The sequence below is a fragment of the Streptomyces cinereospinus genome, from assembly GCF_042430725.1.
In the GTDB taxonomy this organism is placed as follows: domain Bacteria; phylum Actinomycetota; class Actinomycetes; order Streptomycetales; family Streptomycetaceae; genus Streptomyces; species Streptomyces cinereospinus.
In genome coordinates this window covers 46738-64090 of the sequence record NZ_JBHMCY010000042.1, presented here as the reverse complement: position 1 = coordinate 64090, position 17353 = coordinate 46738, and the positions used below count along the sequence as shown (strand labels likewise).

General features: G+C 74.7%; 11 protein-coding genes. 5 read left to right on the top strand and 6 right to left on the bottom strand.

Annotated elements, in window-relative coordinates; genetic code table 11:
- A partial coding sequence (locus ACFF45_RS21725; protein WP_381348095.1) for an SDR family NAD(P)-dependent oxidoreductase occupies nucleotides 1–7228 on the bottom strand: 7228 nt, incomplete at its 3' end.
- Between the two features lie 93 nt (nucleotides 7229–7321).
- Nucleotides 7322–8878, bottom strand: a complete 1557-nt coding sequence (locus ACFF45_RS21720; RefSeq protein WP_381348094.1) for an AMP-binding protein — start codon at nucleotides 8876–8878, stop codon at nucleotides 7322–7324.
- A gap of 99 nt (nucleotides 8879–8977) precedes the next feature.
- Between ACFF45_RS21720 and ACFF45_RS21715 the strand changes: the two genes are divergently transcribed.
- From ACFF45_RS21715 to ACFF45_RS21700, 4 genes are all read left to right on the top strand, one after another.
- On the top strand, nucleotides 8978–9226 hold the full coding sequence (locus ACFF45_RS21715; protein ID WP_381348093.1) for an acyl carrier protein: 249 nt from the start codon (nucleotides 8978–8980) through the stop codon (nucleotides 9224–9226).
- Nucleotides 9227–9932: 706 nt separating this feature from the next.
- Nucleotides 9933–10784, top strand: a complete 852-nt coding sequence (locus tag ACFF45_RS21710) for a mycofactocin-coupled SDR family oxidoreductase (protein ID WP_381348092.1) — start codon at nucleotides 9933–9935, stop codon at nucleotides 10782–10784.
- Between the two features lie 82 nt (nucleotides 10785–10866).
- Nucleotides 10867–12420 (top strand): AAA family ATPase, encoded by a 1554-nt coding sequence (locus ACFF45_RS21705; protein ID WP_381348091.1) that lies wholly within the window; start codon nucleotides 10867–10869, stop codon nucleotides 12418–12420.
- 152 nt (nucleotides 12421–12572) lie between these two features.
- Entirely contained in the window at nucleotides 12573–13367 is a 795-nt protein-coding gene (locus ACFF45_RS21700) for a GntR family transcriptional regulator (protein ID WP_381348090.1), read from the top strand.
- Between the two features lie 62 nt (nucleotides 13368–13429).
- Here the strand turns inward: ACFF45_RS21700 and ACFF45_RS21695 are convergent, their stop codons facing one another.
- A complete protein-coding gene (locus ACFF45_RS21695) occupies nucleotides 13430–14155 on the bottom strand; it encodes a class I SAM-dependent methyltransferase (protein ID WP_381348089.1) in 726 nt (241 codons plus the stop codon).
- A 409-nt stretch (nucleotides 14156–14564) separates the two neighbouring features.
- On the opposite strand from ACFF45_RS21695, the gene rho reads away from it, so the two are divergent.
- Nucleotides 14565–15710 carry a transcription termination factor Rho gene (gene rho, locus ACFF45_RS21690; protein WP_381348088.1) on the top strand — a complete coding sequence of 382 codons (1146 nt, stop codon included), beginning with the start codon at nucleotides 14565–14567 and terminating at the stop codon, nucleotides 15708–15710.
- On the opposite strand, the gene ACFF45_RS21685 is transcribed toward rho, so the two are convergent.
- The 3 genes from ACFF45_RS21685 to ACFF45_RS21675 are packed head-to-tail and all read right to left on the bottom strand — an operon-like array spanning nucleotide 15707 to nucleotide 17246.
- The gene (locus ACFF45_RS21685) at nucleotides 15707–16117 is read right to left on the bottom strand and encodes an ATP-binding cassette domain-containing protein (protein ID WP_381348087.1); all 411 of its coding nucleotides are present in this window, start codon (nucleotides 16115–16117) and stop codon (nucleotides 15707–15709) included. The two genes, rho and ACFF45_RS21685, sit on opposite strands and share 4 nt — an antisense overlap.
- 50 nt (nucleotides 16118–16167) lie before the next feature.
- A complete protein-coding gene (locus tag ACFF45_RS21680; protein ID WP_381348086.1) occupies nucleotides 16168–16950 on the bottom strand; it encodes a phosphotransferase in 783 nt (260 codons plus the stop codon).
- Nucleotides 16899–17246 carry a hypothetical protein gene (locus ACFF45_RS21675; RefSeq protein WP_381348085.1) on the bottom strand — a complete coding sequence of 116 codons (348 nt, stop codon included), beginning with the start codon at nucleotides 17244–17246 and terminating at the stop codon, nucleotides 16899–16901. Before ACFF45_RS21675 ends, ACFF45_RS21680 begins: the two co-directional genes overlap by 52 nt.
- Between the last annotated feature and the right edge of the window lie 107 nt (nucleotides 17247–17353).

The following is a 17353-nucleotide window of genomic DNA, read 5'->3' as shown; positions in this document are numbered from 1 at the left end:
CGTCCAGCGCTGCCGTCACCTCATCGAACGCCGCCGCGAAGACGGGAAAACGCCCAGCGAGTCCACGCCCCATACCCAGCCGCTGCGCACCCTGCCCGGTGAACAAGTAAGCAAGCCTGCCCGCCACCGGAGACACGGCAGCCACCCCGCCCAGACCCCGCAGGAGTTCCTCCCGGTCCGCGCCGACCACCACCGCCCGATGCTCGAACCGCGCCCGCCCGGCCAGCGACCACGCCACATCCACCGCACGCAACGACTCGTCCTGCGCCACATGCGAGCGGATCTGCCCCGCCTGTGCCGTCAACGCCTCCGGCGTCCTGCCCGACACCACCCACGCCACCGGCGACACATCATCACCCACAGACACGGCACCGACCGCGGGCGGCTCCTCCACGATCACATGCGCGTTCGTGCCACTGATCCCGAACGACGACACACCAGCCCGACGCCGACGGCCCTCCTCACGACGCCACTCCCGCGCACCGGTCAGCAGCCGCACCTCCCCCGCCGACCAGTCCACCTGACCCGACGGCTCATCCACATGCAGCGTCCGCGGCAGCACACCATGCCGCATCGCCAGCACCATCTTCATGATCCCCGCGACACCCGCAGCCGCCTGCGTATGACCGAGATTCGACTTGACCGAACCCAGCCACAACGGCCGCTCAGCAGACCGCCCCTGCCCATACGCCGCCAGCAACGCCTGCACCTCGATCGGATCACCCAGGACCGTCCCCGTCCCGTGCCCCTCCACCACATCCACATCCACCGGCGACAACCCCGCCGACGCCAGCGCCTGCCCGATCACCCGCTCCTGCGACGGACCGTTCGGCGCCGTGAGCCCGTTCGACGCGCCGTCCTGGTTCACCGCCGAACCCCGCACCACCGCCAGCACCGGATGACCGAGCCGCACCGCGTCCGACAACCGCTCCACCAACAGCACACCCGCACCCTCGCCCCAGCCGGTGCCGTCGGCCGCGTCGGCGAACGACTTGCACCGGCCGTCCGGCGACAGGCCGCCCTGGCGGTTCATGTCGACGAAGGTGTCCGCCGTGGACATCACGGTGACGCCGCCGGCCAGGGCGAGCGTGCACTCGCCGTTGCGCAGCGCCTGGGCCGCCAGGTGCAGGGCCACCAGGGACGACGAGCACGCCGTGTCGACGGTGACCGCCGGGCCCTCCAGGCCGAAGGCGTACGCCACCCGGCCGGCGACGACGGCGGTGTGGCCGCCGTTGCCGAGGTAGCCGGCGTACTCCTCGGGTATCTCACCGGGCCGGGTGGCCCAGTCGTGGTACATGACGCCGGAGAAGACGCCGGTGCGGGAGCCCTGGACCGAGCGCGGGTCGATACCGGCCCGTTCGAACGCCTCCCAGGAGGCCTCCAGCATGAGCCGCTGCTGCGGGTCCATGGCCACGGCCTCGCGCGGGCCGATGCCGAAGAAGTCCGGGTCGAACAGGGCGGCGTCGTAGAGGAATCCGCCCTCCTTCGTGGCGGTCCTGCCGGCCTTGCCCGGCTCGGGGTCGTACAGCGCGGCGAGGTCCCAGTCACGGTCGCCGGGGAACTCGGCGATGGCGTCCCGGCCCTCGGCGACGAGCCGCCACAGGTCCTCCGGTGTGGACACGCCGCCCGGGTAGCGGCAGGCCATGCCGATGATCGCGACGGGTTCGTCGGAGACCTCGCGCACCGCGGGTGCGGTCGCCGCCCGCCTGGGCCGGCCCTGGCCGAGGCGGTCGTCGAGGTGTGCGGCGAGCGCGCGGGGCGTCGGGTAGTCGAAGACCAGGGTGGCGGGCAGGCGCAGACCGGTGGCCGTGTTCAGGGCGTTGCGCAGTTCGACGGCGGCCAGCGAGTCGAAGCCGAGGTCGTTGAAGGCTCGTCCGGCGTCGATCGCGTCGGCGCCGGAGTGGCCGAGCACGGTCGCGACCTGCTGGCGCACCAGGTCGAGCAGGTGCTCGCGCCGCTGCTCGTCCGGGAGTTCGGCGAGGCGCTGCGCGGCCGGGGCGCGGCCGGCCGGGCCGGCGCCGGACGTTCGGCGGGCGGGCGCCCGGACCAGGCGGCGCAGCAGGGGCGGGACGCCGCCGGGCCGGCCGCGCAGGGCGTGCGCGTCGAACCAGAGGGGTGCGGTGAACGCCTCGCCGGAGCGCAGTGCGGCGTCCATCAGGGCGAGGTTCTCGGCGGCGGAGAGTTCGCGCAGGCCGAGCCGGGTGACGCGGTGGACGGCCACGTCGGACAGGCCGGCGCCCATGCCGTGCTCGCGGGGCCACAGTCCCCAGGCGAGGGAGGTGGCGGGCAGGCCCGCGAGCCGTCGGTGGTGGGCCAGCGCGTCGAGGAAGGTGTTGGCGGCCGCGTAGTTGGCCTGGCCGGCGCCGTCGAGGAATCCGGCCGCCGACGAGAACAGGACGAAGGCGTGCAGCGGCAGGCCGCGGGTGAGTTCGTGCAGGTGCCAGGCGCCGTCGGCCTTGGGGGCCAGGACGGTGCCGAGGCGGTCCGGCGTAAGGTCCTCGAAGGTGCCGTCGTCGACGACGCCGGCCGCGTGCACGACGCCGGTGAGGGGACGGTCCCCGGGCAGGGCGCCGAGTACGGCGGACAGCGCGTCGCGGTCGGAGACGTCGCAGGCCGCGATGGTGACGGTGGCTCCGGCCTCGGTGAGTTCGGCGCGCAGGTCCCGGGCGCCGGGCGCCTCGACGCCGCGCCGGCCGGCCAGCACCAGGTGCCGTACGCCGTGCTCGGTGACCAGGTGGCGGGCGACCAGCGCGCCGAGGCCGCCGGTGCCGCCGGTGATCAGCACGGTGCCGTGGCCGGGTCCGCCGCCCGCCTCGGCCGTGCCGCCGCCGCGGACCAGCCGGGGGGCGAGCAGCCGTCGGTCGCGCACGGCGAGTTCCGGCTCGTCGCAGGCCGCGGCCGCGGGCAGCAGCGCGGCGAGGCCCGGCCCGGCCCCGGCCGCCGCGGGGTCCGCGTCGAGCAGGATCAGGCGGCCAGGGTGCTCTGCCTGTGCGGCGCGCAGCAGTCCCCATACGGGTGCCGTGGCCAGCGCGGCGTCGTCGGGTGTCCGGGTCCACAGCGCGGGCACGGCGTTCTCGGTGACCACGACCAGCCGTGCGTCGGCCAGGTGTTCGTCGGCCAGGAAGTCCTGCACCAGGCGGAGTGTCCGCGCCGTGGTGTCGCGGGCCCCGTCGGGCGGCGCGGTCCCGGCCGGCGCCCGCACCGTGGCCACCACCAGGTCGGCGCCCGCCGCCCCGGCGGGGTCCGCCGCGTGCCGGGCGCCGAGGGCGGCGCCGAGTCCGTGCGGGTCGGGTCCGAGGACGGCCCAGGTGGCGTCGGCGGCGGGCGCGGCGAGCGGTGTCTCGGTCCAGTCGAGGCGGAGCAGGGCGCCTCTGCCGCCGGGGCCGCCGATCCGGTCGGCGTCGACCGACCGGACGGCCAGGGAGTCCACCGACGCCACCGGCGCGCCCGCGTTGTCGGTGAGTTCGACGCGCACCGTGTCGGCCGCCGTCGCGGTGATCCGTACGCGGACCGCGTCCGCGCCGGTGGCGTGCAGGGACACGCCGCGCCAGGTGAAGGGGAGGGTCACCTGGCCGTCCGGCTGCGGCAGGGCGTGGCCGAGCGCGTGCAGGGAGGCGTCGAGCAGCGCCGGGTGCAGGCCGTAGGCGGCGTCGCCGTGGCCCGCCGGGAGCGCGACCTCGGCGTGGACCTCCCCCTCGGTGCGCCAGACGGCGCGCAGGCCCTGGAAGGCGGGCCCGTATCCGTACCCCTCCTGTGCCAGCCGGTCGTAGAAGCCGGTGACGTCGACGGGCTGCGCGCCGGGGGGCGGCCACGCCGCCGTTCCCGCGGCGGGGGCTGTCGTGGACCGGGCGAGTACGCCGCCGGCGTGCCGTGCCCAGTCGTCCTCGGCGGTGCTGTCCTCGCGCCGGGCGTAGAACGCCACGGTGCGCCGGCCGGTGGCGTCGGCCTCGCCGATCACGATCTGCAGGGCCGTGGCGCAGTCGTCGGGCAGTGTCAGCGGCGCCTCCAGGTCGAGGACCTCGACGGTGTCGCAGCCGACCTGGTCGGCGGCGAGCAGGGCGAGTTCCACGAACGCCGTGCCCGGCAGCAGGGTGCTGCCCGCGATGACGTGGTCGGCGAGCCACGGCTGGAGGCGGGGTGAGAGCCGGCCGCTCAGCAGTACGCCGTCGCCGGCCGCCAGGGTCAGCATCGCGCCGATCAGCGGATGGTCGACGGGCTGCTGCCCGACGCCGCGCGCGTCACCCGCCGGCCGGGCCGCGGTGAGCCAGTAGCGCTGCCGCTGGAAGGCGTACGCCGGCAGTTCGATCCGCCGGGCGTCCGGCAGGCAGGCGTCCCAGTCGACGCGGGCGCCGCGGACGTGGGCCAGCGCGACGGCCGACAGGAGGGCCGTCTGCTCGTCGTGGTCGCGGCGCAGTGCGGGGGTGAACGCGCGGTCGGTGTCGTCGTCGACGCAGTCCCGTGCCATCGCCGAGAGCACGCCGTCGGGGCCGAGTTCGAGGAAGGTGGTGACGCCGGCCGCCGCCAGGAAGGCGATGCCGTCGGCGAACCGCACGGGCTGGCGCACGTGTTCGACCCAGTACTCGGGTGAGCGCAGCCGGTCCGGGGCGAGCAGGGCGCCGGTCACGTTGGACACGACGGGGATCTCGGGGTCCGCGTACGTCATGACCTGGGCGATCCGGTGGAACTCGGCCAGCATCGGCTCCATGAGCGCCGAGTGGAAGGCGTGGCTGACCCGCAGGCGCCTGGTGCGGTGCCCGCGGGCGGCCAGTGCGGCGGCGACGCGGGCGGTCGGGGCCTCCTCGCCGGAGATGACGACGGCGTGCGGGCCGTTGATCGCGGCGATGTCGACGCCGGGTGTCTCGCGCAGCAGTGCGGTCACCTCGTCGGCGGGCGCGGTGACGGCCACCATGGCGCCGGTCTGCGGGAGTTCCTGCATGAGCCGGCCGCGGGCGGCCACCAGCATCGCCGCGTCGGGCAGGCTGAGCACGCCCGCGACATGGGCCGCGGTCAGTTCGCCGACGGAGTGCCCGGCGACGAAGTCCGGGCGCAGGCCCCAGGACTCGACCAGCCGGAACAGCGCGGTCTCCAGGGCGAACAGCGCGGGCTGGGCGTACAGGGTCTGGTCGAGCAGCCGCGCCGGAGCGGAGTCCTCGGCGGCGAAGAGCACGTCGTACAGGGAGTGGTCGAGCTGGAGGTCGAGGTAGCCGATCGCCTCGTCCAGCGCCTCGGCGAACCGGGGGCAGGCGTGGTGCAGCCGGCGGCCCATGGCGAGGCGCTGGCTGCCCTGCCCGGTGAAGAGGAAGGCCAGTGCGCCGCCGGTCGCCGCGCCGGTGACCAGCGCGGGGTGGGTCTCGCCGGCCGCGAGCGCGCGCAGGCCGGCCTGGAGCTCGTCGTCGTCGGCCGCGAGCAGCACGGCGCGGTGCGGCAGGGCGGCCCGGCCGGTGGCGAGGGAGTGCGCGAGGTCGTCGCGGCGGGGGCGGGGCTCGGTGCGGGTCAGGTCCAGCAGGCGCTGGGCCTGGGCGCGCAGGGCGGGCGCGGAGCGGGCGGAGACGGCCGTGGGCAGCGGGCCCTCGGGCCGCGGGCGCGGCTCGGGGGCGGGCTCGGGGCGCGGCGGTTCCTCCACGACGACGTGGGCGTTGGTGCCGCTGACGCCGAACGCGGAGACGCCGGCGCGGCGCGGGCGGTCGCCCGGCTCCCAGGGCACGGCCTCGGTCAGCAGGCGCACGGTGCCGGCGGACCAGTCGACGTGCGGGGTGGGCCGGTCGACGTGGAGGGTGGGCGGCAGCACCCGGTGCCGCATCGCCATGATCATCTTGATGAGTCCGGCGGCGCCCGCGGCGGACTGGCTGTGCCCGATGTTGGACTTCACCGAGCCCAGCCACAGCGGCTCCTCGGGCGTGTGCGCGGTGCCGTAGGTGGCGATCAGGGCGTGCGCCTCGATGGGGTCGCCGAGGGTGGTGGCCGTGCCGTGCGCCTCGACGGCGTCGACGTCGCCGGTGGTCAGCCCGGCGTTGGCCAGGGCCTGCCGGATGACGCGCTGCTGTGCGAGTCCGTTGGGCGCGGTCAGGCCGTTGCTGGCGCCGTCCGAGTTGATGGCCGTACCGCGGATCACCGCCAGCACGGGGTGGCCGAGCCGGCGCGCCTCGGAGAGCCGGGCCAGGACGAACACGGCGGCGCCCTCGGACCAGGCGGTGCCGTTCGCGGCGGCGGCGAAGGGCCGGCAGATCCCGTCGGGGGCCAGTCCGCGCTGGCGGCTGAACGAGGTGAACGCGCCCGGATGGACCATGACGGACGCGGCGCCGGTCAGCGCGAGCGCGCACTCGCCGGCGCGCAGCGACTGCACGGCGAGGTGCAGGGCCACCAGCGCGCTGGAGCAGGCGGTGTCGACGCTCAGCGTGGGGCCCTCGGTGCCCAGCACGTACGCGACCCGCCCGGACAGGACGCTCGGGGCGTTGCCGGTCATCAGGTAGCCGTCGAGGCCGTCCGGGGCCTCGTGCAGCGGCATGCCGTAGTCCTGCGGGTCGGCTCCGATGAACACGCCGGAGCGGCTGCCCCGCAGGGTGTCGGGGTCGATGCCGGCGTGCTCCAGCGCCTCCCACGCGGTCTCCAGGACGAGCCGCTGCTGCGGTTCCATGGCCAGCGCCTCGCGGGGGCTGATCCCGAAGAAGCCGGCGTCGAAGTCGCCGGCGTCGCGCAGGAATCCGCCGCGGCGGACGTAGCTGGAGCCGGGGGCGGCGGGGTCGGGGTCGTAGAGCCGGTCGAGGTCCCAGCCGCGGTCGTCGGGGAAGTCGTCGACGACGTGCCGTCCCTCGGCGATCAGCCGCCACAGCTGGTCGGGGGTGGCGGCGCCGCCGGGGAAGCGGCAGCCGATGCCGACCACGGCGACGGGCTCGTCCGCGGCCGGGGGCGGCGCGGGCTCCTCGGCGGGCGCGGCGGCCGGGCCGACGAGTTCGGCGCGCAGGTGGCGGGCCAGGTCGGCGGCCGTCGGGAAGTCGAAGCCGACGGTGGGCGGCAGGGTGAGGCCGGTGGCCGCGCTCAGCAGCCGTTGCAGCTTGACCAGGCCCAGGGAGTCCACACCGAGTTCGCGGAAGGGCCGGGCGGGGTCGACGGTGTCCGGCTCCTCGCCGGCCTCGCGCAGCACGATGAGCAGCTGCTCGCGCACCAGTTCGGCCAGGACTCGTGTCTGCTCGGGTGCGGGAAGCGTCCCCAGCGTGTGTGCCGACGTCAAGAGGTTCCTCCGCGATCTGCTTCCGCCTGCCGTTGCGCGCCACGCTCGCGCAGCGGACGGCGGCCAAGAGCCCCTAACGACCCCTACCCGGCCTCAGTTCGGCCGCGTAGTGCGGGGCTGCTCGGCCGCGTCCTCGGCGAGGCGTCTGCGGTCGATCTTCCGGTTGGAGTTCAGCGGGATTTCCGTCAGGTGCGTGTACCGGCGGGGCAGCATGCCCTTGGGCAGGAGCTCGGCGAGCTGCTTGGCCAGCCGGGCGGCGGGCACGGGTTCGCCGGTGTAGTAGACGGCGATCTCGACGGTGCCGTCCGTGGTGCGGGTCACGGCGACCGCGTCCCGCACGCCGGGGCAGCCGGCGAGCGCGAACTCGATCTCGGCGAGCTCCACCCGCCAGCCGTTGACCTGCACCTGGGAGTCCCAGCGGCCGAGGTAGACCAGTTCGCCGCCGGCCAGGGCGCGCACCCGGTCGCCGGTGCGGTACCAGGTCCGTCCGTCGTGCCGGAGGAAGCGTTGCTCGTTGTCCTGCGGGTCGAGGTAGCCGGGGGTCATCTGGGGCCCGGTGACGCACAGTTCGCCCTCGTGGTCGGAGAACCGCCCGTCGGGTGTGAGCAGCAGGTGGTCGTGGCCCTCGTGCACGGTGCCGATGGGTACCAGGCCGTTGACGCACAGGTCCGGTGACGTCTGCGGGGACCAGCGGTGGCCGGTGACGGTGAGGGTGAGTTCGGTGGGCCCGTAGATGTTCGCCACGGTGGAGCCGGGGGCCGCGTCCTGCCAGGCGACCGCGTCGGCCGCGCGCAGCGCCTCGCCCGCGAACAGGCTCCAGCGCAGCGTGGGCATGCCGCCGGGGGCGAGGCCGCCGGTGCGGCGGGCCAGGGTGATGGCGCTCGGCGCCGAGAACCAGACGGTCAGGGAGCGCTCGGCGAAGAAGCCGGGCAGGTCGCGGTAGGCCTGGGCCGGGACGGGGTGGAGGCCGGCGCCGGCGCCCCAGGCGCAGAACATGTCGAACATCGCGCAGTCGAAGTTCAGGTCGAACGTCTGGGAGAAGGCGTCGTCGGCGCCGAAGTCGTAGTGCCGGTCGGCGAGGGTGAAGTAGTGCCGGGTCATGCCGTGTGTGATGAGCACGCCCTTGGGGCGGCCGGTGGAGCCTGAGGTGAACAGGACGTAGGCCGCGTCGGTGTCGCGCACCCGCACCGGCGTGTCGAGGGGGCGCCCGGTCACCGGGATCGCCGGCAGGGTGCCGTGGTCTCCGCCCTCGGGGGCGAGGACCGGCAACCGCAGTCCCGCGTGGGCGAGTTGGCGCAGGGTCGCGAGGCCGGGCCCGTCGGCGACGACCGCGTCCACCCGGGCCGTGCGCAGCATGTGCCGGGTGCGTTCGAGCGGGAAGCCGGCGTGCAGCGGCACCACGGTGGCTCCGGCGTACAGCGCGGCCAGGACGCCGGCGTAGCCCTCCAGGGTCCGGTCGGTGAGCACGCCGACGGCGCGCGGCGGGCCGCCCGGCGCGGCGTGCAGCGCGCCCGCCCAGCGCAGGGCCAGCTCGTGCAGCTCGGCGTAGCGCACGGAGCGGGCGCCGACCCGCACCGCGGTGCCGGCGGGCGCGACGGCCAGCCCGCGCAGGAATCGCGCCGTCAGCGCGGAGTCGACCAGGTCGGACATTCCGATCTCCTGCGAGTAAGGGGGGATAGGGGTTGTCGATGCGTCCGGTAGTGGTCTTGCATCGCGAGGAGCCAGCCACGTCTCTGAGTCGGAGTCATCATGCTCGACGCCAAGTTCGACGCCATACTGCGCAGATACCTTCCGTTCCTATCCGCGACCGAGGTGATTGACGAGAACACTTCTCTGCGGGACTACGGCCTGGATTCCATGGCCACGGTGGAGCTCATCGGCGACCTGGAGTCGGAGTACCGCATCCGGTTCGTCGACGACCTGCTCAGCCTGGAAACGTTCGACACTCCCGGCCGGATCTGGGCCGGCATTTCGCGGATGACCGCACCCGCCGAATGACCGCGGGGTCAGCCGAAGGGTGTTCGGCCAGGTGAGCGGCAAGCCCTTTTCGGGCGCCACACTGACGGGGTGCGGTGGACGCCGGCACCCCTACCGACCCCAGAAGCCGCTCGCCCCGCGCCCCCGCTCGGGACAGCGCACCCTCGCAAGTCCTGTCTACGCGCGAATACTTGACTGGTTGTCGCGTTTGAGTCCACGGGCACCGGAGGTGCGTCCCCCGCTCTCGGGGGCGGCACCACCCCGGTCCCGCACAGCTGACCGACGTGATTCAGCCAACTGATCCCAGGGCGCGCATCACGGAACGTACACTCGGCACACTGTCAAGCGACTTGAATAGAATCTGAGGAAACAGCCGCGAACCGGAGAGCACACCCCGCGTGAGCAAGCGGCGTTCTCCACAGAACAGTTACCGATTCTCTTGCGCCACCGAACAGTCGGACAAAATAATGCGACCATCATGACGGACAGCATTACGGCCAAGATCACCGGTCTGCGCGCGGACCGGTGCTCGGCATCCGGCCTCGGTTACTTGCCAGTCAACCCTTTTCGGGCGCACACAGCGGTGATGCGTCCCGAAGCCCCCTGTCCGTAGCCGAATCCCCGTCGCCCACTCCCCCCACGGCGAAACCCGCATTTCATTTTTCCACCCCGGAAAACAGAGCTTCCGTCGCGTGAAGCTTCCGCCGCGTGAAAGAGGTCCCCAAAGATGGGTCGGGTCGAGAACAAGGTCGCCGTGATCACCGGTGCGGCCAGAGGACAGGGCCGCAGTCACGCGGTCCGGCTGGCCGAGGAGGGCGCCGACATCGTCGCCGTCGACCTGTGCAAGGAGGTCGAGAGCGCCGGTTACGCCATGGCCAGCAACGAGGACCTGGACGAGACCGCCCGGCTGGTCCGCGAGACCGGGCGCCGGGCGGTGGTGAAGTACGCCGACGTGCGCGACTACGCCGCCGTCCGCTCGGCCGTCGCCGAGGGCGTCGCAGAGCTCGACGCGGGTGTCGACGTGCTGATCCCCAACGCGGGCATCCTGCCCATGGGCCCGGACGTGGCCGTCGACGGCTTCGCCGCCAGCGTCGACGTCAACCTGGTCGGCGTGCTCAACACCGTGCACGCGGCGCTGCCGCACCTGCGCGACGGCGCCTCCGTCATCCTGTCGGGCTCCATCGCGAGCCTGGTGCCGCCCATCGGCGAGGACGAGATGGCCGGCGCCGGCTACGTCGGATACCGCTTCAGCAAGCGCGTCCTCGTCGACTACATGAAGGAGCTGACGCTCCAGCTCGCGCCGCGCGGCATCCGGGTCAACTCGGTCCACCCGACCACGGTGGACACCGACATGACCACCAACGAGGCGATGCTGCGCACCTACCGCCCGGACCTGGAGAACCCGACCCAGGCGGACGTGGCACCGATCCTGGCCACCCTCCAGGCGATGCCCATCACCCACGTCTCCACCGCGGACGTCTCCCACGCCGTGGTCTACCTGGCCTCGGACGAGTCCCGCTACGTCACCGGGACCCAGCTGCGGATCGACGGAGGCGCCATCGCCAGACATCGTCTGTGAACGGGCCGCGCGCCGGCCGGCGCGCGGACTCGCTCAGCACGGAACAAGGCCGAGCTCGGGGGGTAGGCAACAGATGGCAAAGATGGGCTATGACGCAGCACTGTCCCAACTGCGGGGACTGCTTGCGGAGAGCGGCAGCGGCAACGGCAGACTGGCACTGGTCGAAGGCGGCCTGGCCAGCGGCAAGACGCACCTGCTGCACGAGTTCTCACGGCAGGCGACGAAATCGGGCGCACTGGTGCTCACCGCCACCGGATCGCGGGCCGAGCGGGAACTGCCGATGGGCATCGTGGACCAGCTCTTCCGCAGCGCCGGCCCGGCGGCACCGCTGCCGGAGCACGCCGCGCGGCTCATCGGCATCACGGACGGCACGGACGGCACGGACGAGCAGACCGGTCCGTGCGGAGCGGACCAGCTGACGCCGTACGGCACCCTGGACACCACCGTCCGGGAACTGTGCGGCCTGCTCCTGGACGGGTGCGCGGACCAGCCGCTGGTACTCGCCGTGGACGACGTGCAGTTCGCCGACGCGCCGTCGCTGCGGCTGCTGCTGTCACTGCAGCGCCGCATGGTCAGCGCGCGGCTGCTGATCGTCCTCAACGAGTGGCACCGCGGCAAGCCCACGCTGCCCGAGTTCCGGGCCGAACTGACCCGTCATCCGTACACGCAGATCCGGCTGGCCCCGCTGTCGGTCGAGGACATCACCACCCTGCTCGCCAAGGAGACGAGCGTCCCGGAACCCGCGCCGGTCGCGCAGGGATACCACCGGCTCACCGGCGGGAACCCGATGCTGCTGCACGCGGCGCTCGACGACCGGGCGGGCGCCGTGTCCGCCGACGAGGACGCGGACCGGGACGGACCCGTGGTCGGGGTCGCCTACGCCCAGGCCGTGCTGGCCGGCCTGTACCGGTGGGACGCCGAGCTGCTGTCCGTGGCGCGCGCCGCCGCGGTCCTCGGCGACCGCTCGACACCGGCGCTCATCGCCCAGCTGCTGGGCAGCCGCCCGGAGGACACCGAGGAGCTCGTCCGCATCCTCGTGGACGCCGGGCTGCTGCTCGGCTGGCGCTCCCGGCTGCCGGAGCGGGACGCCGGGCGGGCGGCGCGGCTGACGCACCGGCGGGCCGAGCCGGGCACCGGGCGGGCGGCGGACTTCGGCCAGTTGCCACCCGTCGCGGTCGCCGCGCTGGCCAACCCCGCGGTGGGCGCCGCCGAGGCCGACACGCCCGCCTGGCGGGCCGCCGAGATCCCCGCGGCCAACGGCCACGGCACCGCGCGGGCGGTGGCCGCCCTGTACGGCGTCGTCGCGGGCCGGGGGCGGTTCGACGGCCGGCGCGTCCTGTCGCCGGAGGCGGCCGAGCGGGTGCGGGAGGGGCAGGGCAGTTGCCGGGACCTGGTGCTGGGCGCCGGGTTCGAGGGCGAGACGGAAGCCGGCCTCGGCCTGTGGCTGAGCGGGCCGCAGGGCTCGTACGGGCCCAACCCCCGGGCCTGCGGGCACGACGGGTTCGGCGGCTCCTGCGGGCTGGCGGATCCGGAGGCGGGTGTGTCACTCGGGTATGTGATGAACCGCATGGGGCCGCACATCGCCGACGACCCCCGCAAGACGGCCCTGGTCGGCGCGCTCTACGACGCTCTCTGACGGTCCGGCCCGCCTGCCGCGGCGGGCGCCCCGCCCGGTCTGTTTCGGCCGAACCGCCGGGCCGCTCTTCCCTGGTGGTCCGGCCCGCTGTTAGATCTGGTGGCGCAACGAACCCGCTCGACTACGGACCGTCACCAACAGGAGGGCGCGGCATGGCCCGCACCACCCCGCACGACCACCCGCACGGCGATCCCGGCGACCACCCGCACGACCGCCCGCACGACCTCGCGCTCACCGGCGAGAGGCCCTTGTACTGGCGGGTCGCGACGCAGTTGCTCGGCGAGCTGCGCGACGGCACGATCCCGCCCGGCACCCGGCTGCCGGCCGAGCGGCGGCTGGCCGGCCATTTCGGGGTCAGCCGGGAGACCGTGCGGCAGGCGCTGGAGGTGCTGCGCCGGGACGGCCTGATCGCCACCGACCGGCGCGGCAGCCACGCCACCCTGCCCGGGCCGCCGCTGGAGCACCCGGCCTCGCCGGTCTTCCCGGTCGGCGCCCTGCGCGCCGCCGCCCCGCGCGCCGCCGACCGGGCCACCGTCACCTGGGAGACTCCCCCGCCGGACCACGCGGCGGCCCTCGGACTCGCCCCGCACCAGCCCACCCTGGTGCACCGCTTCGAGTCCGCCGCCGCCGACGGCCACGGCCTGCGCAGGGCCGTCACCTCCTTCTCGGCCGTGGCCCTCGCCGAGGTCGAGGAGCTGGCCCGCTATCGCTACCGCGCCGACGGCACCGCCTCGGCGCAGCTGCGCCGCGCCTACGACTGGATGCGCAAGGCGGGCCTGACCCTCCACCACCGCGACGCCATCACCCGCCTCGCCGACAGCCCCTCGGTGCGGGTGACCCGTCTGGTGCACGACCAGTACGAGCGGCCGCTGGAGGTCACCGACCTCGTCGTGGACGCCCGACGGGACGCGCTGGTCTACGAGTTCACCCTCCCGGCGGCGGTCTGACCGGCGTTCGCGACGAGGCCGGGGGCAGCGGGCGACCTCGTGGGCCGGGCCCGGGGCACCTGCTACGGACGGCGCCGGGCCACCGCCATCCGCACCCGCGGGCTTCCGTCCCGCCGCCGCCCGAACTCGGGCAGCGGGTGCAGTTCCACCCGGAACCCGGCGCCCTCCAGCGCCCGCAGCAGGTCGCCGAACCGCACGGCCCGGTAGTACATGACGAACGGCGGCCGCCACACGGCGTTGCGCACCCGCATCACCAGGTCGAAGCCCAGCAGCAGGCAGGACAGCGGGGAGCCGGTCCGGGGCGGGGCCACCACCGGGAACGCGAAGCACCCGCCCGGCCGCAGGACGGAGTGCACCTGCGCGAACAGCCCGGGCAGTTCCCGCGGGAGGAAGTGCCCGAACGCCCCGAGGCTCACCGCGAGGTCGAACACGGGACGGAACGGCAGGGCCCGGGCGTCCGCGCGCACCCACGCCACCCGGGGCGGGCCGGGCCGGACGTGCTCCCGTGCGACCGCGAGCATGCCCGCGCTGAAGTCGACGCCCGTGACACCGCCCTCGCACACCTGGCGCAGCACGCCGACGCCCGCGCCGGTGCCGCAGCAGACGTCGAGACCGTCCCGGAACGGCCCGATCCGGCGCAGCGCCGCGGTGACGGCGTCGAGCACCGAGTCCGGCGTCCGGAAGGGGGTGTGGTCGAACTTGGGGGCGAGCAGGTCGTAGCCGCGCTCGACCGACGACAGCGCCTGGACGGCGAGTTCACGCAGGCTGGGGCCTTGGGGGCTGAACATCGACCTCAGCTTAGCCCCGCCGGGCGGCGGGGCGGGGCGGCGAGGGCCGGCCGCGCGCGGGCGTGGGCGAGCGGGCGTCACCAAGGGGTGAGGCGTACGTCACAGCAGGACCTCCCCGTCCGGTGGTATTGTGCGGTCAGCACCCGTGTACGCCCGGTAGGGGCGCCGGTGCCAGTTCCTTCCTCAGTCCGCCGGACACCCGCCGTTCTTCCGGCCGGTGCGGTGGCTTCCGGGCAGCTCCTCGTGCACGGTCCTCGTCCCCGGACGCGCACGACCGTCGCCGTGGCGCGCTGTTCCCGCCGCCCCGAGGCGCATGCGTTCGCCTCCCTCTGCGGCTGTTTCCCCCTGCTTCCTCCCGCCCGCCTGCGCCGCAGGCCGGGCTTCCGCGTCCGTGAAAGGACCGACCACCATGACCACCGCACTGGAACTCCCCCACGCGCAGCAGCAGGCTCCGGCCCTCCGGGCCGTCTCCGGCGTCCTCGACGTCGACGCGGGCGGCGAGGGACACCTGCGCGCCCTCGACTGCGTGCCCTCACCCGCCGACCCCCGGTTCCCGGCCGCCCTGATCCGCCGGTACGGGCTGCGCAAGGGCGACGTCGTCGACGCGGTACGCGGCCCGCGGCACGCCCTGACCGAGGTGGAGCGCGTGAACGGCCTCGCGCCCGGCCGGCTCCGGCCCCGGCGCCGCTTCGCCGACCTCACGCCCCTCCATCCCCGCGAGCGGCTCCGTCTTGAGCACCCGGCGGCCGGGCTGGCCGGGCGCCTGGCCGATCTGTTCTGCCCCGTCGGAAAGGGCCAGCGCGGGCTGATCGTGGCCCCGCCCAAGACCGGCAAGACCGTGCTGATCCAGCAGCTCGCGGCCGCCGTGGCCGGCAACCACCCCGAGTGCCGGCTGATGGTCGTGCTGCTCGACGAGCGCCCGGAAGAGGTCACCGACATGCGGCGCTCGGTGCGGGGCGAGGTCTACGCCTCGGCCTTCGACCGGACGCCCCAGCAGCACATCGCGCTCGCCGAGCTGGTCGTCGAGCGGGCCAAGCGGCTCGTCGAGGCCGGTGAGGACGTGGTGATCCTGCTCGACTCGCTGACCCGGCTGTGCCGGGCGCACAACAACGCGGCGGGCCCCGGCGGCCGCACCCTGTCCGGCGGGGTGGACGCGGCCGCGCTGCACGGTCCCAAGCGGTTCTTCGGTGCCGCGCGGTCGGCCGAGGAGGGCGGTTCGCTGACCGTCCTGGCCACCGCCCTGGTCGAGACCGGGTCCCGCGCCGACGACTTCTTCTTCGAGGAGCTCAAAAGCACCGGCAACATGGAGGTCCGGCTGGACCGCGAACTCGCCGCGCGCCGGGTGTTCCCGGCCTTCGACCTCACCGGCTCCGGCACCCGCCGCGAGGAACTACTCCTCTCCCCGGCCGAGTTGACCGTCGTGCGAGGGCTGCGGCGGGCGCTGCGGACCCGGAACGGCGAGGCCGGCCTGGAGACGCTGCTGGCGCGGATGCGGCAGACCCCGGACAACGCCGGCTTCCTGCGCCGCATCCGGCCGACGCTGCCGGCCGGCTAGTGTCCTGTGAGGGTGACACCGCGCTCCTTGAGCTCGTACAGCCGCTCCCACAGCGCGTGCCTGGCTTGGGGGTCGGGCCCGGTGGTGGGCTCGTCGGGGACAAGGACGTCCGGTTCGCTGATCACCGAACGGGCGGTGGTCGGGCGGCGCCGCATACCGCCGGACAGGGCGTCCACGCGGGTGTCGGCCCGGTCCTCCCACGGTGCGAAGGCCAGCGGCCGGTCCGCGCGCTCGCGCTTGGGCTGCCGGGGCAGGCCGAAGTACCGGCCGTACACGAGCAGGTTCTCCCGGACCGTCGGGTTCGCGGTCCAGGGTGTCGTCCTGCGGTACGACGCCGATCCGGGCGCGGATGCGCGGCCCGTCTGTCGCCGGTCCCTACCGGGCACCCGCAAGGTGCCGTCCGACACCTGCGAGACGCAGGATGCAGATCGGCCCGGACGGCGGGGCGTGGTCAGGGTCAGCGGCCAGACATGGCCGCCTGGACCGCGGGGGCCCAGAACAGGGCGCGCAGGCAGCCGGTCCGGATGTCGTCCACATGGGGGGCGATGTCCTGCGGCCGGTCCCCGTGGAATCCTTCCCGGACCGCGGTGAGGCCGGGCCCCAGCCGCAGGTGCAGACCCCAGGTGAGGTGGACGGTGGCGAATCCCAGGGCGGCTTCGTCGGTGACATCGGTACCGGTGCTGCGGCCGAGGGCGGCGCTGTACGTCCGCAGCAACTCGGTCTCGTCGAGGTCCCCCGCACCGCCGAAGACCCGGTAGAGCGACGCGAAGGTGCCCAGGTCGTAGCCGATCGGGCCGGCGCCCACGTGTTCCCAGTCGATCAGCGTCAGCGTCCCGTCCTCGGCCATGCCCGCGTTGCGGGAGTGGAAGTCGCCGTGCACCAGGGTCTGGGGCAGCCGGCGCGCCAGGGCGGCGACCGCGTCGGCGGAGTCGAGGGCGGTGTGCAGGGCGGCGACCTGCCCGGAGGTGAAGACGCCGGCCGGCCGGGTGTCGCCCGCCAGGCCGTCGAGGTTGCCGTGCCCCGCCGTGGCGTGGTGGGCGTAGGCCGATCCCCCGTCGTGCTCCAGCCACCGCGTCTCCAGTACGCCGGGAGCCGCCCCCAGCGTGTACAGCGAGGCCAGGTGCCGCGCCGCCGCGAGCGCGGCGGGCGGCGTCCACCGGCGGCGCAGCGCGGCGCCCACGTCCCGCATCACGATCCACACGGCGCCGTCGTGCTGGACGACGGCGGTGTCGGCGGGCACGCCGATGCCGGGCGGCAGCAGCCCGGGGCGCCGCCGAGGAAGAGCGCCTCGCGGTGCTCCAGCGACGGGTCCCGGGAGTCGAGGCCCGAACGGTGACCGAACCCGGGGATCTTGACGATCCACCGCTCCGGCTCCGCCGCCCCGCCGGGCTCGGCGGTCACGCCGAGCACCGCGGACTGCCCCAGCCCGGGGGAGAGGTCCCGCACATGGCGCACCCGCGGGGCTCCGGCCGCGCCCGGCCGCGCGGCGAGCACCGCCGCGATCGTCTCCGTGTCCGGTAACCGTCGCTCCGCCATCCTCGGCCTTCCGTCGTCCCCCGCGCCCGGCTCGCCCCGTCGGCGCACCCACGCGTTGCGATCATCCCGTGCCCCGTGCCCCCACGTCGACACCGCGCCGGACGAGC

Coding starts and splice junctions, on each gene's coding strand:
- ACFF45_RS21720 (WP_381348094.1), bottom strand. CDS start 8,878: ATGTCCGACCTGGTCGACTCCGCGCTGACGGCGCGATTCCTGCGCGGG.
- ACFF45_RS21715 (WP_381348093.1), top strand. CDS start 8,978: ATGCTCGACGCCAAGTTCGACGCCATACTGCGCAGATACCTTCCGTTC.
- ACFF45_RS21710 (WP_381348092.1), top strand. CDS start 9,933: ATGGGTCGGGTCGAGAACAAGGTCGCCGTGATCACCGGTGCGGCCAGA.
- ACFF45_RS21705 (WP_381348091.1), top strand. CDS start 10,867: ATGGGCTATGACGCAGCACTGTCCCAACTGCGGGGACTGCTTGCGGAG.
- ACFF45_RS21700 (WP_381348090.1), top strand. CDS start 12,573: ATGGCCCGCACCACCCCGCACGACCACCCGCACGGCGATCCCGGCGAC.
- ACFF45_RS21695 (WP_381348089.1), bottom strand. CDS start 14,155: ATGTTCAGCCCCCAAGGCCCCAGCCTGCGTGAACTCGCCGTCCAGGCG.
- rho (WP_381348088.1), top strand. CDS start 14,565: ATGACCACCGCACTGGAACTCCCCCACGCGCAGCAGCAGGCTCCGGCC.
- ACFF45_RS21675 (WP_381348085.1), bottom strand. CDS start 17,246: ATGGCGGAGCGACGGTTACCGGACACGGAGACGATCGCGGCGGTGCTC.